Below are 21,789 nucleotides of genomic sequence, written 5' to 3'. Positions count from 1 at the left end.
AAGAATCAGTCGATAGATGAGGAAAATAACCATGAACAATACCCATAAGCAACTCACTCGCAGTGTATTAGCCATCGTGATTAGTGCGATTATTATCGGTGGTTGTGCGCAAGAATCCAAAGACAGTGCGAAACAAAGTCAGCCCGCTTCTAAAATTCAATCCGCGAGTAAAACGGATTCCTCTGCACAAGCGTGTCCCGAGTTATCTGAGGTAGCAGGTTTAGTGATGGCATCTGAGCCACAGGCTGATGCATACCAAGGATCAAAGGAGGTGCATCGCAGCGCTAAAGTCATGGCATCGTCAATGGCGCAGCGTATTGTGAGTCCTCAGCATGTCAGCGCAAGCGATCGCAGCTTGTTATTAGCACCTAATGTTAATGACAAATTTGAGTCGCTAGTACAAAACGGCAATATGGTAGCAGGTGAAACGCCGGTATCGACGTTTTCAATCGATGTTGATACTGGCAGTTACAGCACTACGCGCAGATTAATCAGTCAAGGCCAACTGCCGGCAAAGAATAGCGTTAGGGTAGAGGAGTTAGTCAATTACTTCAGCTATGACTATCCAGTACCGACAACCACTGAGCAACCATTTAGGGTTAATACTGAATTAGCACCATCACCGTATAATGCTGATACTCAATTACTGCGCATTGGTATTAAAGGCTTTGATGTTGCGGCTGATAAGCTTGGTGCAAGTAATTTGGTGTTACTGCTTGATGTGTCAGGCTCTATGTCATCTGCTGATAAATTGCCATTATTGAAACAAGCCATGCTGATGCTGAGTCAGCAATTATCGGCGCAAGATAAAGTATCGATTGTGGTGTACGCCGGTGCCAGCGGTGTAGTGCTTGACGGTGTCGCAGGTAATGACTTTACTGCCATTAAAACAGCCCTAAGTCAGTTAAACGCGCAAGGTGGCACTAACGGCAGCCAAGGTATTGAGTTGGCGTATCAATTAGCGCAAAAGCACTTTATCGAAAACGGCAGTAACCGAGTCATATTAGCCACCGACGGTGACTTTAACTTGGGAATAACAGATCATCAGCAATTGGTCGATTTCGTTGCCAGTCAAAGTAAAAAGGGTATTGGCTTATCAACGCTTGGTTTTGGCCTAGGTTCGGGTACTGCAAGTTACAACGACCATTTGTTGGAGCAATTATCGAATAAAGCTAACGGTCAATATGCCTTTATCGACACCTTAAATGAAGCACGAAAAGTACTAGTTGATCAACTCAGTGCCACACTGTTAACCATTGCTCACGATGTTAAAGTGCAAATTGAATTTAACCCCGCAGTGGTCTCAGAATATCGACTGATTGGTTACGAAAATCGCTTGTTAAATCGCAGTGATTTTAATAACGACGCCGTTGATGCTGGCGAGATTGGTGCGGGTCATACTGTGACTGCACTGTACGAAATCCGTTATAACGACAGCCATAATCGCCTAGTTGATCCGCTGCGTTATGCCGCCACGGAATCAACGCAAATAGATGATGCTAAAGTTCATCAACACACTGTAAATGAAGTGGCTTATTTAAAGCTGCGTTATAAAGCGATTGGCGAACAAACCAGTCAATTAATCGCCTATCCCATTAACCGTGAGCAGCAGCTGACTCATTTGCATCAAGCCAGTGACGATTTTAGATTTGCTGCGGCAGTTGCAGGTTTTGGTCAGCTGCTTAACCAGAATAATTATGTCCACGATACTGATTATGCTAAGTTAATTACACTTGCTGAGTCTGCAATGGGCCAAGACCGTTTTGGCTATCGCCATGAGTTTGTACAAATACTAAAAACCGCAAGTGTACTCGAAGGTCAGGTTATGATGACTGAACCTGATACTCGTTGGGTTAGCCAATAAATGCGTCACAAAAAGGATAAAATGGTGCCAACATCAATACACCCTAAGGATGAGTCGTTAATTCCCCAAGTGGGAAGTGACGAGCAACTGATGCTCGACTACCAAGCGGGTGACGTTCGCGCGTTCGAGGCCTTATACCTTAAACACAAAGGCCCTTTGTATCGTTATTTTGTGCGTCAATTACATGACCAGCAGCTCGCCGAAGATTTGTATCAAGACACCTGGGGTAAGGTGATTAATGCGGCGAGGCAATATCAAGTCACCGCCAAATTCACCACTTGGTTATATAAAATTGCCCATAACTTATTGATTGACCATGTGCGAGCCGTTAAGCCTCTCGATAAAGTGACCCCGCTTGGCGAAGATCAAACCATGGACAGCTTACAAGCCGACGATCAAGCTTCGCCCGAGCCGCAAGTTGAGCAGCAGCAACAAGCCGATATGATGAAGGGTTGCATTGCTAAGTTACCGCCAGTGCAAAAAGAAGCTTTTTTGCTCAACATTGAAATGGGCATGACCGCCGCCATGATAAGTGACATTGCCAATGTGACTTTAGAAGCAACTAAAAGTCGTATTCGTTATGCTTATCAGAGTATTAAGCAATGTGTTGCTAATCAAAGGCAGGAGACAACATTATGAGTCAGCAACAAGATCATGATGCAGAGTTCACTGCATTACAAACTGAAATCAAAGATGCTTATCATCAACAACCATTAGAGCAACCTTCTGCAAAACTGGATGAAGCCATATTAACCAAGGCGCGTTCGGAGGCTAATGTATCTAAAGCCAGTTCAGCTAAAAAATCAATCTGGCAACGCAATGCATGGGTGTACTCAAGTGCTGCCTCAGTGTTGCTGGTGGCGGGATTATTTATATTAAATCCAAGTTTGCAAAAAAACCTTGGTACTGACTCGGAGCAAAGCGTACCTGCTCAGCAGCCATCATTTAAGCAGGCCAAATCGACATCGGATGTATCTAAACTAACTGAATCACCAGTTGAAGATGCCGCAGCAGCAGAATCCATTGCAGTGCAGGGATTGTCGATGAAATCGGCACCTGTAAATAATCAGTCAAGAAATCGCGATGCAATTAGTGAAGCATCTGATGACAATCGGTCTGATAGCAATGGATCCATTGAATCTCAAATGGCAGATAAATCGTCCGCGGTAATGAGTGCCGCGCCAGCACCTGCCAAAGTAAATGCAGAAGCACAAAAGAAAGCATTAGAGCTGCAATCACGCAGTAATGCCAAGGAGGTACAGCAAGTGAAACAGTCATTTAATGGTTCGTTAAAAGGGGACATTGAGTTAGATACTGCTGATGTTGCCTTGGCTCGTTTAAAAGTATTAATGGTCGACAATAAACTGATTCAAGCTGAGCGTTATATGATCACCATAGATCAACGCTTTCCTGAGTTATCAGATCCGTCGCATCCACTTTATGAGCAATACCATAAAATTGTACTGCAACTGACTTCGCAGTAAGCAAAATACCAGAATACTAAGACGGTAAAATACCCACGGCTAAGCAATGATTGCTTAGCCGTTTTTTGTTCCCTGTAGAGGTTCGTTACATTTTTGTACTGCAACAATTGGCATAACTCTGATAACGTGAATCAATCAATAAAAATAGCCTACTCGATAACGCGTTATCTCTAATTATCGACTTTATAAGGAAGCTCCTCACCATGAAACTTCGTCGCTCCGTTGCGCATTGTATGTTGGCACTAGGCACTTTAGCGTGTTCATCATTGATATTCGCCAACGCCTCTAATCAAGGCTATTACCGCGCTCCTGCATTACACGATCAAACCTTAGTGTTTACTGCCGAAGGCGATCTTTGGACCACAGAACTCAGTCAAAAAAATAACCAAACTAAAGCCAGCCGCTTAACCAGTTTAGCGGCTGAAGAGTTGGACGCAACCATTTCTAAAGACGGTAAATGGGTGGCATATACTGCCAATTATGAAGGCGCTACCGAAGTGTATGTGATGCCGATTCAAGGCGGCGTAGCTAAACGGGTGAGCTTTGAAAACAGCCGAGTACGTCTGCAAGGTTGGACGGCATCTGGCGAAGTATTGTATTCAACCGACAACGCCTTTGGCCCGGCTAACTTTTGGGTGCTTAAAACCGTTGACCCACAATCCTTAACCATTACCGATTTACCGTTAGCTGACGCAGTCGAAGGCACCATTGATGATAAAGGTGAATATGTTTATTTTACCCAATTTGGTCTGCAAGTTAGCGGCGACAATGTCAAAGTGTATCGCGGCGGCGCTAAAGGCGAAATTTGGCGTTATAAGTTAGGCAGTAAACAAGAAGCACAACAGTTAACCAACGCCCATGAAGGCTCGGTTAAACAGCCAATGCTATGGAACCAACGTGTTTACTTTGTCAGTGATCAATCTGGCAATGACAACATTTGGTCAATGACCCTAGATGGCAAAGACATTAAGCAACACACTCAATACAGCGACTGGCAAGTGCGTGACGCCCAGCTTAATAATGGCCGTATTGTGTTTCAGCAGGGCGCCGACATTAAGTTACTTAATCTAGCCGATCTTGCGGAATCAACAGTAGCCATTGAGCTTACCAGCGACTTTACTCATCGCCGCGAACAGTGGGTTAACGACCCAATGGATTACGCCACCTCGACAGTATTTTCTCATCAAGGCGATAACGTAGTAATAACGGCCCGTAGCCATGTAGCTATTGCCAGCAACGACGGTCGTCGTTTAGTGCAAATAGATTCACCCGCCGATAGTCGTTTACGCGATGCACTATTAAGTGATGACGGCAAATGGGTTTATGGCATTAGCGATGCGTCTGGCGAACAAGAAATTTGGCAATATCCTGCCGACGGTTCTGCCGGTGCTAAGCAACTTACTAAAGATGGCAGCACTTTACGCACCAGTTTATCGTTATCACCAAATGGCCGTTATTTAGTGCATGACGATTACATGGGTAATGTGTGGTTACTTGATTTAAGCCGCAACAATAACCAAAAAATCATTAAAAATGGCGAAGGTTTAGGCCCTTACCAAGACATAAAATGGTCTGGCGACAGTCAATTTATTGCGCTAACCAAGGCTGAGATTGGCAAACAACGTCCGCAAATTGTGTTGTATTCCATTAACGAGTCAAAATCACAAACCTTGACTACAGACAAATACGAGTCTTTTTCGCCTAGTTTTAGCCACGACGGTAAATGGTTGTATTTCTTGTCTAACCGCGAATTTAAAGCCAACCCTGGTTCGCCTTGGGGCGACCGTAACATGGGGCCGATATTTGATAAACGCACTCAAGTGTTTGCCTTAGCATTAGATGCTAAAGCATCATTTCCGTTTGCCAAACCAACCGAGCTTACCGTTAACAAAGACGCTAAAAAAGCTGACAGTAAAGACCAAGACACCCCAGCAAAAGTCAAAGTAGAGTGGGACGGATTAAACCAACGCTTATGGCAAGTGCCAGTTGATGCAGGTAACTACAATAGCTTAACCGCAACCAAAGATAAGCTGTATTTATTAGATGGCAGCCAAGATAAAAGCGAACTAAAACTGATTAAGTTTGACCCGCTCAATATTAAAGTCGACACCTTTGGTGAAGATGTCGGCCAATATTCGTTATCAAAAGATGGCAGTAAAATCATGCTGCGCAAACAGTCTGATCCTAAAAGCCTTATGATTGTCGATGCCGGTGACAAACTGCCCAGCGATGTATCGCGCGCCAAAGTCAGCACCGACCAATGGCAATTAAGTATTTCTCCGCAGCAAGAATGGCAACAAATTTTTGAAGATGCGTGGTTAATGCATCGCGATTCGTTTTTTGATCCAAAAATGCGCGGCGTAGATTGGCAAGCAGCTAAAGCTAAATATCAACCTTTGGTAGACAGACTGACCGATCGTAATGAGCTGAATGATATTTTCACCCAAATGATGGGTGAACTGAACTCATTACATTCACAAGTACGAGGTGGAGATATTGCCCAAGATGCCGATGCAGCCAAAGCCGCTGCGTTAGGAGCTAGGCTGACACAAACCGATAAAGGCGTGGTCATAAGCCATATTTATCAAACCGACCCTGAGTTGCCGTTATCAGCCTCACCACTGGCCCGTATTGAGGTTGATGCGAAAGAAGGTGATGTGATTGCGAGCATCAATGGTAAGAAAATCACTAACATTGCTGATGTGACTCAACTACTGCGAAACCAAGGCAACAAGCAAGTGTTGCTCGGTTTAGTCCGTGGTAAAACAGCCATCAATACCATAGTAACTCCCCATGATATAGGTACCGATGCCAAGCTGCGTTACCTTGATTGGGTTGAGCATAACGGCGACAAAGTGGCTAAAGCCTCTAAAGGGAATATTGGTTATTTACACTTATATGCCATGGGCAGCGGTGATGTCGAAAGCTTTGCTCGCGAGTTTTATACCAATTACGACAAAGATGGCTTAATCATCGATGTTCGTCGCAATCGTGGTGGCAATATCGACAGTTGGATTATCGAAAAACTGTTACGCCGTGCATGGGCATTTTGGCAGCCAACTCATGGCAGCACCAACGCAAACATGCAGCAAACCTTTAGAGGCCATTTAGTGATATTAGCCGATCAAATGACCTACTCAGATGGTGAGACTTTTTCTGCCGGAATTAGAGCGCTAAACATTGCGCCTATTATCGGTAAGCAAACTGCGGGCGCTGGAGTGTGGTTATCGGGTCGCAATTCGGTGACCGATAAAGGCATGGCACGAGTGGCAGAATACCCACAATATGCCATCGATGGGCGTTGGGTTGTTGAAGGTCACGGGGTTGAGCCAGACATTGAAGTCGATAACTTACCTTATGCCACTTTTAGCGGTAAAGATGCACAACTTGATGCTGCTATCAGTTATTTGAAAGATGAACTAGTACAACAACCTATTGCGCCATTACAAGGCTTGCCAATGCCAAAAATAGGTAAAGCAGCTGACATAAAAGCCAAATAACTTTAAATTGGCTTCAGTAAACCAATAAAAAATAACCCTCTCAGCGTCATGTTGAGAGGGTTATCATTAAAACATTAAAACATTAAAACATTAAAACATTAAAACATTAAAACATTAAAACATTAAAACAGCGAAACAGTAAAAAGCCTACTGCTTTATTTCAACTTCGCATGCTAACGAGTTAGCAATAAAGCAATTTGCATGGGCTTTTTCATGTATCTTCGCTAACGTTTCTGCGTCAACTTCAATCCCTTCTGCAAACGTCACTTTAGGCACTAATGTCATTTTAACCACGGCGACTTTACCTGCTTCATTTTTACCTAAATCAGCAGTAGCATTATCAACATAATTGGCAACAGGCAGTCGCTTTAAATGGGCAATCGCTAAAAAGGTCAACATGTGGCAAGAAGACAAAGCAGCCAGTAAGCTTTCTTCTGGATTCACTTTATCGGCATTGCCTTTGTATTCAGGGGCTGATGACGCTTGAATCGTTTGTCCTGTACCAAACTTAACCTCATGGTCGCGATTAAATTCACCTTCCTCACTTGGTGAAGACTGCCAATTTACCGTTAATTTAAAGCCCATTTTGTACTCCCCAAACCACATAAAAGTGGTGTTTATAACAACTTAATTTAGCGTGTATTACCCTGAAAAGCGGTCACTCACCAAACGGTAACACATCTCTATTGATTCAACACCAAGCGTACCTTAATGTCCATTAATTTGAGCTAAATAGTCAAACCGAAACGACCACTACATGTGGCGAAATCGATACAAACAAAATTGATAAAGCCTTTTCAATTAAAGCGATTTAAATACCATTTAAATCAGCTTTTTAGATGGCTTTATTGCTATTTAACTATCTGTTTTAAAACAACGAAAGACTATCTATTGGTAATCAATGCGTATGTGCTGTGTTATGCCATCTACCACGTCGATATTTCGTTAGCTACCGATGATAATGAATTTAAAATAGCGACAGCAGATTGGTCGACAATTGACTTTGGCGCAATAGCCAGTGATGACGCTGTGACTGAAGGGGTGTTGAAAACCTTAGTGGAAAAAGGCGCCAACATGCACTTTAATGCTACAAGCGTCGGTACCTATCGCTTTACGGTGACAGGTTCAAGCACTGAATCGCCAACCTTATTAGTTACCAAGTTGAACTAGGCTTAAGTGATTGCCTCGTAAAAACAAAACCCAGCTAAAGCTGGGTTTTGTTTGTTTAATGAAAACGCCTTAAGCTTCTTCTGTAGTCAGTTTGGTAATCAACTCAGCAATAGTGTCGGGATCTTGTGCGCCAGAGACTAAATATTGTTGATTAAACACAATGGCAGGTACGGCTTGAATTCCGCGGCTGATCCACAGTTGCTCTTCCTCTTTTACAGCAGCTTCAAAGCGTTTGTCGGTGAGCACAGCACGAGCCTCATCAGCATTTAACCCTACCTTTGTTGCAGCTTCAATGAGTACTTCAATGTCATCTGGGTTTTTCTGCTCAGTAAAATAGCTGCTAAACAGCGCCAATTTCAAGTCAGTTTGCTTACCAGACTCGGCAGCCCAATACAGTAGCTGGTGGGCCAGTAACGTGTTGTAAATACGTGATGAGTCGGAAAAGTTAAACTCAAAGCCTAAATCGGCACCCATTTGGGTTAACCGTTGACGATTTTGAGCACTTTGCTCAGGTGTTGAACCGTATTTTTCAGCAATGTGCTCGCCTAAATGTTGCCCTTCAGGCCCCATTGCTGGATTTAACTCAAACGGATGCCACTGCAATGTAACTTCTAAATCATCAAATTTGCTCAATGCTTGTTCAAGTCGGCGATAACCGACAATGCACCACGGACACATTACGTCGGAAATAATGTCAATTTGGAGCTGATTAGTGGTCATAAATGTTCCTGTTAATGATTAATTCGACTTAATTTAGCTAAGTCTACAAAAATAAAATGAGTATAGTTGCTTATAAATTAACTGTTTTTAGCGGTTAATTGATTGGTTTACCATCACTTGTGTAAACAACACAAAAGTTGCAACCTTTGGGACTAAATTGTGTCTATACTTAATCAGTAATCTGATGTTTAATCAATGTAAGGGTTAGGTCAATTAGATATACCCCATGCACGTTTATCAATGTTGTCGCTGTTAAAGTATACAAGTAGATATAAAACACATTATAGGCTTGAGCACTTGTGATACAAAGCACACGTTCCATGTCTAAATATGTCAGCCTGCATTTGTACAACAACACTATTTATGTCAGCATGCAATTGTAATACGCAATACATTTGGCAAGTAAATTCTTTTAAGGATAATCTATGAAAATAAATCTTTCTGGTCACCATGTTGATGTTACTGATACTGTCAAACAACACGTAGATGAAAAATTCGCTAAAATAGCTAGCCATTTCCCGACGCTTATCTCGCTAGATATCATCATAGCTAAAGAGCATGGTGAATATGATGTTGAAATTAGAACTAACTATGAAGGAACTCGCATTGCTGCCAAAGGTACTGACTTAGTCATGTATCCCGCTATCACGAGCGCCGCTAAAAAATTAGATGCGGCACTAAAGCATCGTAAAGGCCAATTAAAAGCAGATTTACATGAAAAACCAGATGTAACTGCACCTGAAATCGCTTACGAAAAAGTTCAAGAAATGGACTTACGTTAACCGTTAACCCTAGTCGTTTATTCAACGATATCCAAAACGCAGCCTAGGCTGCGTTTTTTGTTAAAGCATCATAAAAACTAACCTTGTCCAGTCATAACAACCTAGCAACTCAAGCTAACTTCAACTTGCTAGAACGCTGCATTGCTAAAAAGCTAAGCGCAGTAAAGTATCAATACATTCGTTGCAGCTTGTTAAGTTTGTAAAGCATCTGCGCTATCGCTTTTATAGAATCTAGCCGCGAAGCGTTCTAGCATTTAGCATTTATTGTTGGATATAAAACAGTACAACATTTATGTGATGGAAAACACTCCAATCGGCTCATAGGTCGATAGAGCCTGCTTACTGAGGATATACTTGGTTTCTGCCATTCTTTTTCGCTTGATACAAATATCTGTCGGCATTGTTGATAAGCTCATCAATAGTTTGGTTATCGGTTAACTGTGAAATACCCATACTGATGGTTAGGCTAATCTCTTGCTTATGAAAAAGCACCTTATGATGTTGTACATTAGTACGAATTTTTTCAGCAATGATAAAAGCTTGTTCAGCCGAGGTTTGCGGCAGAATAAACAGAAACTCTTCGCCACCCCAGCGTGCAACGCAATCTTGTTGCCTCACACTTTGTTTAAACACTTGCGCTAGCTCGGTAAGCACGATATCGCCGCAATTGTGGCCGTATTTGTCATTGACCATTTTAAAATGATCAAGATCGCACAGCAAAACGGATAATGATTCGTTGTTTCTTGATACTCTTGATTTTTCCTGCTGTAAAATAGTTAACGCATTACGTCGGTTAGCCAGTGTCGTTAATGGATCTGATAACGCGAGTTGTTGATATTTTTTACCGAGCTTCAGCGCACTATTGTAGGATAACATTCTTGAATATTCATATAACGCGGAGAGGAAGGTAGTGGTTAAAAATGACAATATTAACCGGACTTTAAACTCAGTTGAGTAAGTTGCATATTGAGGCATCTCTATCGGTGAAAACATAATAATAGCGACAACACTTATGAAAAATAGCAGGTTAACCAGACCATAACTTAATCCCAGTACATAAACGGAAACTGGCGCCACAATAAATATCCACAATGGACCTGTTTGTTCCACCCCGCCAGTAAAGACTAAGTAGAACATCAGTATATATAACGAGTAAATGATAATAAAAGAGCTCAGGTTAAGCTTGTTGTATTTTTTTAGCGCCACGTAAGCCAAACAATAAATAATGCTGGAGACAAATAGAGTGATGGTTAATACATAATTACTGTTAAATAAGCTTATTACTCCCATCACAAAAGTCATCAACATTCCGACCAATGAAAACAGGGATATAACGTGAGTTTGCTGAAGTTCTCCGTTACTTTTACTTTCATTTTTAATGAATGTTAGCAATGGGTCATCCTTTAAATGTTTGGTGCCGATATGACATTTGAATTGATTTTAGCGATGTTAGCTATTCAAAAATAACATGTATAAAGAGTATTATTTAGAGTGACATGAAATGAGCTATTATCCAATGATCTTTTTTGATCATGCTTAAAGTAATCAAAGCGGTAACATCGGTAAGGGTGATAACCCCTAATGCATTGCTAATAAAGTGTTCGGTTGATTATTAGGCAGATAACAACGATGAAAAGCGCATGCTTCACTTACGTCGATCACTAAAAAGTTATAGCAACATAAAGCGGGAAGGGGATTCGGTTAGACTGTTGAACTTTTAGCGTTTCAGCATTATCGTTTTTATAGAATTTATCAGCGAAGCGTTTTGGCATTTTAACATTGAGGCGTTTAGGTTGTGGATCTTGAGAGTGACAAAATGACGTGACGGCTTTAATAGAAACAAGCTGAAAAGTGTTCTAGTACGTAGGCTTAGAACACTTTAACAGCCTAAGTTTGAGTTATTCGTCGTCGTTAATATCTGCATTGTGGTAAACGTTCTGAACGTCATCACAATCATCAAGAGCGGCTAAGAACTTTTCAAAACTTTCAATATCTTCACCAGTAAGTTCAGTCATGGTTTGTGGCACAAATGCTAAATTCTCTACCTTAAAATCAATCTCTGGAAAGGCTTCAGTTAACACAGTGCGCGCATTGTTAAACTCTGATACGGGTGCAAATATACTGATGATGCCATCTTCTAGCTCTACATCGGCAACGTCGACATCAGCCATCATAAGCAATTCAAGAATAGCTTCATCGTCTTCGCCTTCAAACACAAAAACGGCTTGATGTTCGAACATATGGCCAACAGTACCAGGGCTACCTAACTTGGCATCATTTTTAACAAATGCTTGGCGAACCTGAGTAAAGGTACGGTTACCGTTGTCTGTTAAGCAGTCAACAATCACCATGCAGCCGCCAGGACCAAAACCTTCATAGCGGGCGGTATCATAATCTTCACCACCACCACCACGAGCTTTTTCAATGGCACGTTCAATAACGTGTGCCGGAACTTGATCTTTCTTCGCGCGGGCAATCAAGCTACGTAGTGCTAGGTTGCCGTCTGGGTCGACGCCACCTTTAGCGCAAATATAAATCTCTTTACCGTAACGTGAGTAAATTCGTGTCTTTTGGCCAGCGGTTTTCGCCATGGACTCTTTTTTATTTTGATATGCTCTGCCCATCTTAATCTCGTTTTATTAAATGTTTAAGGCTAAAAATTGTCATCGATTCTAGCAGGAATAAGTTGTGCTGTTTAGGTGCTGGTTCTAAATTTTGCATAAATAATCTTTTAGCAAAATAATAAAAGGTTATCAAACAGTCCTTTGCCCTGGTCACTAGTTGGATTCACTTACCATAGACCTGCCTTTGCCAAGTAAATTTGCACTGTTTGTAAGACAACAAAAACGATGTCGATGATCTACTTGAAATCATCTGACTTTTTGAACGGGCCTATTTATCATCCCGAGATGAGGTTTAGTCGGTTTGTTTACATTGTAAATACGGTAAAATAAAGCGCTAGTGCTTCGCACTTACAGGACATAAGTATTCATATTTACACATCAGATGTGTTAAGTTTATGTATCATGAAGCTTCAATCGATAATACAATTTAGTAGAGTATTAGCGTATAAAGCCTAAATATAAAAATAAGAAAAAGGATTTCTCTATTGGGTTAACTCAATATTGAAAGTCCATAGTTTGATCCATTTTATCCTGAGATGAATTGATGAGTTAGATGATCAATATCATTTCTACACTTAATTAGTATGCTAGAAATGAGAGTCCAAATATGAAATCTGAATCTGCTGAAGGTCAAACGTCAAATGCGACGGTGACTATTTTGTATTACGAAGCCCCAGTTGGTTTAGAAATGCATAATGCTGTGATGACCGATCTGCAAATCAGCCAAACTGGGCGTGTAATGATCCCTGAATCATTTCGTCGAGGTAAATCTATTATTGCGGTATTAGAAGGCGAGTGCAAAATACTTAACTCACTGGGTGAGCGAGTGTATTCGCAACGAGTTATGAGCAAAATAGACAATTAAATGAACCTTAAGTAAAAAAAGACACGTAAAGTGTCTTTTTTTTTGTAATTTTTGTATGTGTTGCCTTTCACGCATGAGCTAACGGCAAGAGTTAGGCATGCTAGTTTACCGTCTCGCAGCGTAATAAGTCGGCTAACAGTTTATCTGCTAAAGGCTGTAATACTTGCTCATGAGGCTGGGTGTGAGCTACCGTTCGTAAACCGTAAATTCCCATCACTAAATACTGTGCTAAAAATTGGCTGTCACAGTCTTGAGCTATTAGCTTCTGCGCTTTTGCTGTATCGAACACCATTACTAATGACTGCTGCCATAGCTGCAAAAACTGACAAGTCATTTGTTTAATTTGCTCATCTTGCTCGCCCATCTCACTGAGTGACTTGGTCAGTAAACACGCCTGAGTAGCATCACAACTTAAGCATTCTTGTACAATTAAGGCTAAATAAGCCCCTAAGTTGTCTACTGCTGAGCGGTCATTAGCAAACAATTGCTGAAACTGTTCATTGCGATCTTGTTGGTACTGCTCAATAGCCGCAATATACAAGCCTTTTTTATTGTCAAAAGCGCAATAAATTGACCCCGGATGTAGCCCCGTTGCTTTAGTGAGATCTTGCATGCTGGTTTTAGCGTATCCATTCACTAAAAAGGTGCTCATGGCAGCACGTAAAACCGTTTCTCTATTAAATTCAGCGTGTCTCATATCTGGTCACTTCTGGTCAACATCAAAGCGTGATAACTCATAACGCTCGAGTCTAACTAAATTTGATCGATTATTCAAAAAATACTTGAATGTGTATTCAATTAAGATTAATCTTGAATGTATATTCAAGAAAGGAGATCGTCACATGACGGCAAGTTTATTTACACCATACAAACTCAATGACACCCTAACATTATCAAACAAGATTTTAATGGCACCATTAACGCGTTGTATGGCGGATGATGATCTTGTTCCTACTCAAGCTATTGCAGACTATTATGCTCGCCGTGCTGAAGCAGGCTTAATAATCAGTGAAGCGACAATTATCCGTCCAGATGCGCAAGGCTACCCAAATACCCCTGGTTTATTTACTCCAGCTCAAATCGACGGCTGGCGCGTAGTGACCGATGCGGTGCACAAAAATGATGGCAAAATTTTTTCTCAGCTTTGGCACACTGGCCGTGTCGCACACTCACACTTTTTTGATGGTGGCGACGTGTTATCTGCTTCTGCTCAAGCTGTAGAAGGTACTGTGCCTAGAATGCGCGAATTAGTTTACCAAACGCCAAAGGCTGCCACATTAGATGATATTAAGCAGTTAGTGATTGACTATGCTCAAGCCGCTGCAAATGCGATTGATGCTGGTTTTGATGGCGTCGAAATTCATGCTGCAAATGGTTATTTGATTGACCAATTCTTACATCATGACAGTAACCGTCGTGAAGACGAATACGGCCAAACTCCTGAAAATATGTCACGCTTTGCCTTAGAAGTAGTTGACGCTATTGTGGCTAGAATTGGCGCAGATCGCACCGCTATTCGAGTATCTCCTGGTGCCTATTTTAATATGGCAGCCGATCCTCGCGACCGTGGCGTGTTTGACTATTTATTACCTGAGTTGGCTAAACGCAATTTAGCATTTTTACATGGCGGTATTTTTGACGACTCAATGCAGTTTGATTACTTAGGTGGCAGCATATCGACCTACCTACGCAGTGTTTACACTGGCACGTTAGTGGGTGTGGGTAGCTATACCGCCGAAACGGGCAGTGCAGCCATTAGCGACAATAAGTTTGATTTGTTGGCGATTGGCCGTCCATTTATTGCTAATCCAGATTATGTGGCAAAAGTGCGTGATGGCGGCGAATTAGTGGCATACGCTGACACCATGTTAACGGAATTGATTTAACCTAGTTTGTTGTTTTACGTTACTGATTTCAGCAGAGGTTAGTAAAACGTAGTTTGTAGGAATCCATTTCTAAGCAGTATTTTCTATGCTAGAAATGGCGCTAAAACTATCAACCCCAATTTGTATTTTTTAGCATCCGTCTTGGCCACAGCTTTTGCTGTGGTCTTTTTTTTGGCAGAAATTTGTCTCAGTGAGTGCACTCTATTACTATGTCGACAATTTTCGGCAAAGAGAAACATGATGCAAACACTGCAACAATTAAATGATGGTTTGTTACTGGGTTATCAACGGGTCAGTATCGCAGAGCAACTGACGGAATTTCCTGTAAAACTGTTTGAGTTAGCCGATACCCTAGAAGTGCTCGATCTTGGCAATAACCAATTATCGTCATTGCCCGATAACTTTGCTGACTTGCATCAACTTAAAATCTTGTTTGTGTCGAATAACCTATTTGATCATCTGCCAGTAGTATTAGGCCAGTGTCCAAAGCTCGAAATGATAGGTTTTAAAGCTAATCAAATTCGCACCGTACCCGAAGCATCCATTCCAAAGCAAACCCGTTGGTTAATATTAACCGATAACCACATTGAGCAGTTGCCAGACAGTTTAGGTCAATGTCATCGTCTGGAAAAACTCGCGTTAGCGGGTAACCGATTAACCGCACTGCCTAATAGCATGGCTAATTGTCATCAATTGGCTCTTATCCGTTTATCGGCTAACCAGCTTACCGCCTTACCACATTGGTTATTTGAGCTACCTAACTTAGCCTGGTTGGCTTTTGCAGGTAACGCGTTTAGTCATGTAGAACATTGCGATAATACTCGCGTACCTATCGTGCCATTAACCCAGTTTACCTTAGGTCAGTTACTCGGGCAGGGTGCATCAGGATTGATTTATCAAGCGACTCACCATACAGAAAACTCAGTTGAGGCAAACTTTAGCAGCGACGCTGATGTCGCAATTAAGTTGTTTAAGGGCATGGTGACCAGTGATGGTTATCCAGCAGATGAGCTTGATTGTTGCTTAACCGCTGGCGAGCACCCTAATCTGATTAATGTGGTGGCACAAATTAATCAACCAGAACAACTGGGTTTAGTGATGCAACTTATTCCACCAAGCTACGGTAATTTAGGTTTACCGCCGTCGTTGCAAACCTGTAGCCGTGACACTTTTGAAGCGCAAACGGTATTTACCTGGGCGCGCATTACTCATATTGCCAGCCAAATGGCTGATATTTTGGCTCATTTACACCAAAATGGTATAAGCCATGGTGATATTTATGCCCACAACATCATGATAAATACCCACGATAACGTGTTGTTTGGTGACTTTGGTGCCGCCTCAAATTTAAAGCAGTTTACCCCACAGCATTTGCAATTAATGCAAGCGATTGAGGTTAGGGCGTTTGGTTATTTGGTCGATGACATGCTAAACCTCATCGATAACCCAAACACACCACAAGCGGCAATGTTGCGCCAGTTAGTGCAAGATTGCTTGCAGCATAGTTCATCAACAAGACCGAGTTTTAAAGCGCTGTTACCCCGTTTAGCGAGCATTGCTTAACAGATAAACACACTCGGGCTAAGACATGATTAGGTTTAACCAGCCTAGTTGTTTAGCTCGAGTGAATAGATCTATTTAATGGCCTGAGTGAATGGCTCGAGCTAATAGTACGGCGAATAAAAAATCCAGAATATAGTCTTTAGCCACACACTGGATTATAATCAAATTATCATGTCGTAATGAAAGGCTAGCCACTGTGGAAAATAAAACTGCACGTTTTACTGTATTAATGGACCCGCTAAAAAAGCAGGCATTTGAACAACTGTGTGCTGCGCAAGATCTCACCCCATCACAAGTCACCCGTCAGCTTATTCGCGAATACCTCGAAAAGCATGATGTGAGTTTTGCTGACAATCAAAGTCGTCCGAACCCACAGGTAAAAAGCTAAGCTTTAATTCGCCTATTGTTAGGCTATTGGTGACACTATTAGTCACCTAGTGGCTATGCAAATTACTACGCTAGTCGTTACGCTAGCCGTTACATTAGCGGGCAAGTGGATCAACTGGTTTACCACCCTAGGGTAGTCAATTTGTGATAATGGCATTATAATGTCATTACAATATTCGGCAGGATAGATACTTTTCTATCTCACGCCAATCGATAAAGCCTGTCGAACTGCGTATTAGCGCAATTTATTTGTTCGACAACTGCAAAGAACACAGAGAGTAAAGATATGAGTGATGTAATCCCGCCATGCCCAAAATGTGAGTCTCCGTACGCTTATTCAGACGGCACATTATTAATTTGCCCAGAATGCGCCAATGAGTGGAACCCAAATGAAGAAGTGGTTGATCCAGACGCCATCATTTTAAAAGATGCCAACGGCAACTTATTAGCAGAAGGCGACAAAGTCACCTTAATCAAAGACCTTAAAGTAAAAGGTTCATCACTCGTGCTTAAAGTCGGCACTAAAGCAGTGATCAACCACTTTGTCGACGGCGACCACGACATCGACTGTAAAGTCGATGGCAACGGCCAAATGATGCTGAAATCGAAGTTTGTTAAAAAACAAAGCTAATAACGAGTAATCTAATTGTTATAAGTGACCATTAATCAGCTTTAGGCTGATTAACAAAAAATCCCTGCAGGCAGCAATGCCAGCAGGGATTTTTTTATGGACGCTTTTGCCTACTTTTATTAGTAATGTAACCAGAGTCAATAAATTTGACTATGTGCAACAGCATGACTAGAAGTGCTGTTGTTGATTATATAGTCTTGGAAAAGTTTGACGTGGAAAAAATGTGTAACTCAAGTGACAGTTACACTGAATCTAACACTTGCACGTTACGTGACTAAATTTTAGCCTACTAGCTATTATGCTCATTAATACTTGATTTGATATATTTATCCATAATTTCAGGTGCTAGTTTTCTTGTGGTTTCAAGTATGGCTTCTTTTTGCCACTCAGAAGCAAAAGGAGAAATCATAAATCCTTCAGTAAGTTTGTTGAGGTCACAATCAAATTGTATAAAACGAGGCTGTTCTTCTGGAGGGCTAAATACTAGAGGCATATTTGGATTACTATCAAACCCACTTAATCTAGCAGTACTATTGTTTAGTAAGAACCTTATTTCATTCTCACTTTCATAGGCTATTGATTTACAACAAAGTGATATTTCATCCATCTGCAGATTTTCAGGATCTTCTGTAATTACCCCATAAGCAACTTTGTAGCAATTAGGTAAGGTTTTCGTAAATTGAACACTGCTACAAAATGACTTAACAGAAGATTTTATTGCAACTCCAAGCCTAGCATTCCCAGTATATGCATACCAAAGTGAGCGGCATTCACCTTCTTTAGCATTCCAGCACACAGCATAATAATCATGTTTTAAATGCGCAATATGGTCTACTAAACTTTTACCAAGCTGCTTTTTATTATCTTTTGTAAGAATATTAATTAGGTATTCAACTTCATTTCTATCAGAAAACTCTGCTAATTTTGAAAATACCATTTTTTGGGTAGTTAGCATGGATAACCATTTTTCTAGACTGAGATATCGCCATATCGTTATGTTATCGTCTCTATTTAGCTGGTATTTTTGTCGCCATTCTTTAGCGTTTTCAATCTGCATAGTTATCTTCCTAATAATGTAAATTCGTCCATTTAGTCAAATATTGTATAGCTGTTAACTGAATATGGTCTAAATAAGATACTTTAAAGTAAAGCTCTAACCATAGTAACTCATCGATTTGAAATTAACCCGCAGGCTCAATGGTCCTCCGTCCGAAGTGTCCGAAATAGCGTGATGAAAATGCCGTAGTGACATCATGGATGATGGCACAGTCTCAGGGGTACATGGATGTACCATCTGAGCCGTTAGGCGATTTTTATTATCGCTATGAGGATCAACACTTTGTCGGAGCTGCTGGGGTGATCCAAGAGGGGAAAGCAGTTTTTCCCTTCTTGGTCGGGTGTGGGCGAAGCGCCACGACGTTGCTTATATTCAAAAAGCGATATTATCATACTCATAACTGTCTAATATGAAGATTGACATTGGCATTAACGATGTAAATGTTGCCTAGGCAATAAGTATCAATGAAGTGTTGGTATCGAATTAACTAATTGGATAATAAAACTCATCCAACCACAAAAATAAAGCGGATTAAACTGAGCTAGCAGACAAAGAAAAAGGGCTTAGCATTTCTGCTAAGCCCTTTCGGTAATTGGTGGAGGCGGCGGGACTTGAACCCGCGTCCAGAAAGCCTACATCCTCGGCACTACATGTTTAGTCTCTCTTTTATTTAACCAAGCAGTCTCCGAAAGACAGGATGCTACTTGGTGAGTCCGGTACTGTTTCGCGGTTCACCCCCGGACGGAGTTCCCTCGCTAGCACACTGTAATATGACCATCAGGATCCACTGTCCACGTGCGAAACGTGTGGTTGATGGCTAGCTAGCCTAAGCTGCTAGAGAGTAGTTAGAGTCGTTTGCAACTATAACGGTGCGGCTTTTTACGAGGCCAACCGCCCCTCGACATGCTCCTTGGGTTTCGTGAATCCTGTCGAATCCAGAATCGCCCCCAATTGAGTTAACTATAACGCTTTGTTAGATGAATACCTAGTATCCATTAACAAAATATAATCGTTTGTTCACTATCTGTTCGTTATAGGCCTATGTTCAATAACAACTTATCAATTTTAATCATTTCAGTGGCCTACTAACGAGATTAAGCGTTTTCTTTGTCTTTTTTCATTACGCGAGCTTTTTCAATTTTCCACTCACGTTCTTTGGTATCTTCACGTTTATCGTGATCTTTTTTACCTTTACCTAAGCCAATTTCGACTTTTACCCAAGCACCTTTGCGCCAGTACATTGATAATGGTACCAGGGTGTAGCCTTGACGTTCAATTAGGCCGGCAAGTTTGTCAATTTCACTGCGCTTTAATAGCAGTTTTTTGGTTCTGATTGGATCGCATATTACATGGGTTGAAGCGGTATTAAGTGGTTGAATAGTACAACCATGCATAAAGGCTTCACCCTCTTTAATATAGACATAACAATCAGATAAATTTACTTTACCCATGCGAATGGACTTAACTTCCCAGCCCATAAGTTGTAATCCCGCTTCGATTTTGTCTTCTATGCGGTATTCAAAGGTCGCGCGTTTATTGCGTGCGATGCTCGCTGAGGCGTTTGCTGATTTCTTTTTTACCATTATTATTACCGTTCTGATTGCCGTTATTGACCTGAAGGATGGTGCTGGACAACCCGCAGTGAGCCCATTTGATAAACTCTATTATGCTAATACTATTAACTAATAGATATGGGGGAGATTTTTGATATTTCAACGATTATACCCAGTTTCTTGGTGATTGTGTTATTTCCAACGTGATTTAACGCTCTCGGAGATGCCTTTTTTATTTAACGTGATAAAATCGCACTATTGTATTAACGATAGTGATGTCAGATGCCCAAGATTTCCAAAAGTATGCTGGTTAGATTTAGTGCCTTACAGATGTATGATTTAGTCAATGATGTTGAATCGTATCATGCTTTTCTACCGGGATGTGTCGGTGGTAAGGTGCTTGAGTTTGATGGTCAAACCATGGTGGCGTCGGTTGATGTTAGTAAGGCGGGGATCAGTAAAACATTTACCACCCGCAATCAAGTGATCCAAGCTAAATCGATTTCACTTGAATTGGAAAATGGCCCGTTTAAGTATATGCATGGCTTGTGGAAATTTACTGAGCTTACCGAAGATGCCTGTAAAGTTGAATTTGATTTAGACTTCGAATTTTCAAACATGCTGGTTGATATGGCTTTTGGCAAAGTGTTTAAAGATTTGATGTCGTCGATGGTAATGGCATTTACTGACAGGGCAAAGGTGATTTATCGTGATTAATGAAACAGAAAAGTTCTCGGTAGATGTTATTTATGCATTGCCAAAACAGCAGAAAATTATTTCGGTGATGGTGTCACCAGGCACTACATTCATTGAAGCCGTTAAGCAAAGTGATATTGTTAAATTTTTTCCGGAGATTAACCTTGAAGAGGTTAAGCTTGGGGTGTTTAGTCGCCAGGCCAAACATGATGAGGTACTCGTTCCTGGGCAACGTGTTGAAATATATCGCCCGTTAATTGCAGATCCTAAAGATGTTCGTCGTAAGCGTGCCGAAAAAGCCAAAGACGAAGGTCGTATTAATAAAATCACCGGTGCTAAAGTCAATTAACTTACCACCAGTAAGGTGATGGATTAAGTTTTTAGGTGGTTATATAATAAAAAAGCAGGACTCTCGTTAGAGGTCCTGCTTTTTTATTGGCATAAATCACATGTTATCGTGTGGCTTATGTTGGTGCATTATCATTATCATTTTCGGCCTGGTTTTTTAACGCAGGACGTAGCTCTTCAACTAAAGGTTTCGCATCTGGACGAACTTCTGGTAATAAAGGCTTAAGATCCTGTTCGTTAACTGACGGCAGCGAGCTTTCATCAAGTGGAGTATTAAATTCTGCACTTAGGTCATAATCACCAGCAACACTTGAAATCTTGTCGCCATTAAAGTGAATGATCAACTCTTTATGAGTAATGCTAGCATCTCGTCCACTTTTAAAATGGTACACATAATACCAAGTGTCATCGGAGAAGCTGTCGCGCAATACTGGACGACCTAAAATATATTCTGCTTGCTCTTTAGTCATGTCGACACGAAGTTTTTCAACTTGCTGTGTTTCCATGTAGTTGCCTTGTGGCACATCTGGCTTGTAAATCAACCAATCAAACACACTGCATCCGCTAAGAGATAATGAAAGCGCTACTGCGCTTACAAGGGTAAGACTTTGTTTTTTGTTTATCATTGTCTGCGCTACTTCCTAAATTCTGTCGGTCAT

The 21,789-nt window shown here is 41.3% G+C and carries 21 protein-coding genes and 1 other RNA gene; 13 read left to right on the top strand and 9 right to left on the bottom strand.

Going from position 1 to position 21,789, the window contains the following annotated elements; all coding sequences use genetic code 11:
- Window positions 1-31 precede the first annotated feature (31 nt).
- The 4 genes from AAEY94_RS01660 (at window position 32) to AAEY94_RS01645 (ending at window position 6,848) form a co-directional block, all read left to right on the top strand.
- Complete coding sequence (locus AAEY94_RS01660) at window positions 32-1,864, top strand: vWA domain-containing protein (protein WP_350976775.1); 1,833 nt, start codon at window positions 32-34, stop codon at window positions 1,862-1,864.
- A gap of 21 nt (window positions 1,865-1,885) precedes the next feature.
- On the top strand, window positions 1,886-2,503 hold the full coding sequence (locus AAEY94_RS01655) for a sigma-70 family RNA polymerase sigma factor (protein WP_350976813.1): 618 nt from the start codon (window positions 1,886-1,888) through the stop codon (window positions 2,501-2,503).
- Window positions 2,500-3,348: a hypothetical protein gene (locus tag AAEY94_RS01650; RefSeq protein ID WP_350976773.1), complete on the top strand. Its 849-nt coding sequence runs from the start codon at window positions 2,500-2,502 to the stop codon at window positions 3,346-3,348. Before AAEY94_RS01655 ends, AAEY94_RS01650 begins: the two co-directional genes overlap by 4 nt.
- Before the next feature lie 203 nt (window positions 3,349-3,551).
- Window positions 3,552-6,848: a S41 family peptidase gene (locus tag AAEY94_RS01645; RefSeq protein ID WP_350976770.1), complete on the top strand. Its 3,297-nt coding sequence runs from the start codon at window positions 3,552-3,554 to the stop codon at window positions 6,846-6,848.
- Between the two features lie 147 nt (window positions 6,849-6,995).
- On the opposite strand, the gene AAEY94_RS01640 is transcribed toward AAEY94_RS01645, so the two are convergent.
- On the bottom strand, window positions 6,996-7,433 hold the full coding sequence (locus AAEY94_RS01640; RefSeq protein WP_101085578.1) for an OsmC family protein: 438 nt from the start codon (window positions 7,431-7,433) through the stop codon (window positions 6,996-6,998).
- A 306-nt stretch (window positions 7,434-7,739) separates the two neighbouring features.
- Between AAEY94_RS01640 and AAEY94_RS01635 the strand changes: the two genes are divergently transcribed.
- The gene (locus AAEY94_RS01635; RefSeq protein ID WP_350976767.1) at window positions 7,740-8,018 is read left to right on the top strand and encodes an early set domain-containing protein; all 279 of its coding nucleotides are present in this window, start codon (window positions 7,740-7,742) and stop codon (window positions 8,016-8,018) included.
- A 69-nt stretch (window positions 8,019-8,087) separates the two neighbouring features.
- On the opposite strand, the gene AAEY94_RS01630 is transcribed toward AAEY94_RS01635, so the two are convergent.
- A complete protein-coding gene (locus tag AAEY94_RS01630; protein WP_162022571.1) occupies window positions 8,088-8,738 on the bottom strand; it encodes a DsbA family oxidoreductase in 651 nt (216 codons plus the stop codon).
- Window positions 8,739-9,163: 425 nt separating this feature from the next.
- On the opposite strand from AAEY94_RS01630, the gene hpf reads away from it, so the two are divergent.
- Entirely contained in the window at window positions 9,164-9,520 is a 357-nt protein-coding gene (hpf, locus tag AAEY94_RS01625; RefSeq protein ID WP_011636558.1) for a ribosome hibernation-promoting factor, HPF/YfiA family, read from the top strand.
- A gap of 339 nt (window positions 9,521-9,859) precedes the next feature.
- Here hpf and AAEY94_RS01620 read toward each other — a convergent pair whose 3' ends face one another.
- Both AAEY94_RS01620 and AAEY94_RS01615 read right to left on the bottom strand, forming a co-directional pair.
- Window positions 9,860-10,912, bottom strand: a complete 1,053-nt coding sequence (locus AAEY94_RS01620) for a GGDEF domain-containing protein (protein ID WP_350976764.1) — start codon at window positions 10,910-10,912, stop codon at window positions 9,860-9,862.
- 506 nt (window positions 10,913-11,418) lie between these two features.
- Window positions 11,419-12,144 carry a YebC/PmpR family DNA-binding transcriptional regulator gene (locus AAEY94_RS01615; RefSeq protein WP_350976762.1) on the bottom strand — a complete coding sequence of 242 codons (726 nt, stop codon included), beginning with the start codon at window positions 12,142-12,144 and terminating at the stop codon, window positions 11,419-11,421.
- 607 nt (window positions 12,145-12,751) lie between these two features.
- On the opposite strand from AAEY94_RS01615, the gene AAEY94_RS01610 reads away from it, so the two are divergent.
- Complete coding sequence (locus AAEY94_RS01610) at window positions 12,752-13,009, top strand: TIGR02922 family protein (protein WP_101085570.1); 258 nt, start codon at window positions 12,752-12,754, stop codon at window positions 13,007-13,009.
- A gap of 100 nt (window positions 13,010-13,109) precedes the next feature.
- On the opposite strand, the gene AAEY94_RS01605 is transcribed toward AAEY94_RS01610, so the two are convergent.
- Window positions 13,110-13,706: a TetR/AcrR family transcriptional regulator gene (locus AAEY94_RS01605; protein ID WP_350976760.1), complete on the bottom strand. Its 597-nt coding sequence runs from the start codon at window positions 13,704-13,706 to the stop codon at window positions 13,110-13,112.
- A 145-nt stretch (window positions 13,707-13,851) separates the two neighbouring features.
- Here AAEY94_RS01605 and AAEY94_RS01600 point away from each other — a divergent pair, with 145 nt between their 5' ends.
- The 4 genes from AAEY94_RS01600 (at window position 13,852) to AAEY94_RS01585 (ending at window position 17,476) form a co-directional block, all read left to right on the top strand.
- Complete coding sequence (locus AAEY94_RS01600) at window positions 13,852-14,895, top strand: alkene reductase (RefSeq protein ID WP_162022573.1); 1,044 nt, start codon at window positions 13,852-13,854, stop codon at window positions 14,893-14,895.
- A gap of 240 nt (window positions 14,896-15,135) precedes the next feature.
- Window positions 15,136-16,458 carry a leucine-rich repeat-containing protein kinase family protein gene (locus AAEY94_RS01595; RefSeq protein ID WP_350976810.1) on the top strand — a complete coding sequence of 441 codons (1,323 nt, stop codon included), beginning with the start codon at window positions 15,136-15,138 and terminating at the stop codon, window positions 16,456-16,458.
- A 196-nt stretch (window positions 16,459-16,654) separates the two neighbouring features.
- Window positions 16,655-16,846 carry a ribbon-helix-helix protein gene (locus AAEY94_RS01590; RefSeq protein ID WP_101085561.1) on the top strand — a complete coding sequence of 64 codons (192 nt, stop codon included), beginning with the start codon at window positions 16,655-16,657 and terminating at the stop codon, window positions 16,844-16,846.
- Between the two features lie 285 nt (window positions 16,847-17,131).
- Window positions 17,132-17,476 carry a zinc ribbon domain-containing protein YjdM gene (locus tag AAEY94_RS01585; protein ID WP_011636566.1) on the top strand — a complete coding sequence of 115 codons (345 nt, stop codon included), beginning with the start codon at window positions 17,132-17,134 and terminating at the stop codon, window positions 17,474-17,476.
- A gap of 289 nt (window positions 17,477-17,765) precedes the next feature.
- Here the strand turns inward: AAEY94_RS01585 and AAEY94_RS01580 are convergent, their stop codons facing one another.
- From AAEY94_RS01580 to smpB, 3 genes are all read right to left on the bottom strand, one after another.
- A complete protein-coding gene (locus tag AAEY94_RS01580; RefSeq protein ID WP_335690106.1) occupies window positions 17,766-18,533 on the bottom strand; it encodes a hypothetical protein in 768 nt (255 codons plus the stop codon).
- Window positions 18,534-19,126: 593 nt separating this feature from the next.
- Window positions 19,127-19,482: a transfer-messenger RNA gene (ssrA, locus tag AAEY94_RS01575) on the bottom strand.
- Window positions 19,483-19,627: 145 nt separating this feature from the next.
- Window positions 19,628-20,116 (bottom strand): SsrA-binding protein SmpB, encoded by a 489-nt coding sequence (gene smpB, locus AAEY94_RS01570; RefSeq protein WP_011636568.1) that lies wholly within the window; start codon window positions 20,114-20,116, stop codon window positions 19,628-19,630.
- 252 nt (window positions 20,117-20,368) lie between these two features.
- Between smpB and AAEY94_RS01565 the strand changes: the two genes are divergently transcribed.
- Both AAEY94_RS01565 and AAEY94_RS01560 read left to right on the top strand, forming a co-directional pair.
- Window positions 20,369-20,803, top strand: a complete 435-nt coding sequence (locus AAEY94_RS01565) for an SRPBCC family protein (RefSeq protein WP_162022595.1) — start codon at window positions 20,369-20,371, stop codon at window positions 20,801-20,803.
- The gene (locus tag AAEY94_RS01560) at window positions 20,796-21,131 is read left to right on the top strand and encodes an RnfH family protein (protein WP_101085549.1); all 336 of its coding nucleotides are present in this window, start codon (window positions 20,796-20,798) and stop codon (window positions 21,129-21,131) included. Before AAEY94_RS01565 ends, AAEY94_RS01560 begins: the two co-directional genes overlap by 8 nt.
- A 115-nt stretch (window positions 21,132-21,246) precedes the next feature.
- Here the strand turns inward: AAEY94_RS01560 and AAEY94_RS01555 are convergent, their stop codons facing one another.
- Window positions 21,247-21,756, bottom strand: coding sequence for an outer membrane protein assembly factor BamE (locus AAEY94_RS01555; RefSeq protein WP_101085547.1), 510 nt, complete (start codon window positions 21,754-21,756; stop codon window positions 21,247-21,249).
- Window positions 21,757-21,789 lie beyond the last annotated feature (33 nt).

Origin of the sequence: Shewanella sp. AC34-MNA-CIBAN-0136, assembly GCF_040309945.1 — a bacterium.
Taxonomy (GTDB): Bacteria; Pseudomonadota; Gammaproteobacteria; order Enterobacterales; family Shewanellaceae; genus Shewanella.
This window is presented reverse-complemented; position numbering and strand designations above follow the sequence as displayed.

Excerpts from the sequence above, each read along its gene's own strand:
- AAEY94_RS01610 (WP_101085570.1), top strand. The coding sequence starts at position 12,752 with ATGAAATCTGAATCTGCTGAAGGTCAAACGTCAAATGCGACGGTGACT.
- AAEY94_RS01660 (WP_350976775.1), top strand. The coding sequence starts at position 32 with ATGAACAATACCCATAAGCAACTCACTCGCAGTGTATTAGCCATCGTG.
- hpf (WP_011636558.1), top strand. The coding sequence starts at position 9,164 with ATGAAAATAAATCTTTCTGGTCACCATGTTGATGTTACTGATACTGTC.
- AAEY94_RS01565 (WP_162022595.1), top strand. The coding sequence starts at position 20,369 with ATGCCCAAGATTTCCAAAAGTATGCTGGTTAGATTTAGTGCCTTACAG.
- smpB (WP_011636568.1), bottom strand. The coding sequence starts at position 20,116 with ATGGTAAAAAAGAAATCAGCAAACGCCTCAGCGAGCATCGCACGCAAT.
- AAEY94_RS01585 (WP_011636566.1), top strand. The coding sequence starts at position 17,132 with ATGAGTGATGTAATCCCGCCATGCCCAAAATGTGAGTCTCCGTACGCT.
- AAEY94_RS01640 (WP_101085578.1), bottom strand. The coding sequence starts at position 7,433 with ATGGGCTTTAAATTAACGGTAAATTGGCAGTCTTCACCAAGTGAGGAA.
- AAEY94_RS01555 (WP_101085547.1), bottom strand. The coding sequence starts at position 21,756 with ATGATAAACAAAAAACAAAGTCTTACCCTTGTAAGCGCAGTAGCGCTT.
- AAEY94_RS01580 (WP_335690106.1), bottom strand. The coding sequence starts at position 18,533 with ATGCAGATTGAAAACGCTAAAGAATGGCGACAAAAATACCAGCTAAAT.
- AAEY94_RS01595 (WP_350976810.1), top strand. The coding sequence starts at position 15,136 with ATGCAAACACTGCAACAATTAAATGATGGTTTGTTACTGGGTTATCAA.
- AAEY94_RS01615 (WP_350976762.1), bottom strand. The coding sequence starts at position 12,144 with ATGGGCAGAGCATATCAAAATAAAAAAGAGTCCATGGCGAAAACCGCT.
- AAEY94_RS01605 (WP_350976760.1), bottom strand. The coding sequence starts at position 13,706 with ATGAGACACGCTGAATTTAATAGAGAAACGGTTTTACGTGCTGCCATG.
- AAEY94_RS01650 (WP_350976773.1), top strand. The coding sequence starts at position 2,500 with ATGAGTCAGCAACAAGATCATGATGCAGAGTTCACTGCATTACAAACT.
- AAEY94_RS01630 (WP_162022571.1), bottom strand. The coding sequence starts at position 8,738 with ATGACCACTAATCAGCTCCAAATTGACATTATTTCCGACGTAATGTGT.
- AAEY94_RS01600 (WP_162022573.1), top strand. The coding sequence starts at position 13,852 with ATGACGGCAAGTTTATTTACACCATACAAACTCAATGACACCCTAACA.
- AAEY94_RS01645 (WP_350976770.1), top strand. The coding sequence starts at position 3,552 with ATGAAACTTCGTCGCTCCGTTGCGCATTGTATGTTGGCACTAGGCACT.
- AAEY94_RS01655 (WP_350976813.1), top strand. The coding sequence starts at position 1,886 with ATGGTGCCAACATCAATACACCCTAAGGATGAGTCGTTAATTCCCCAA.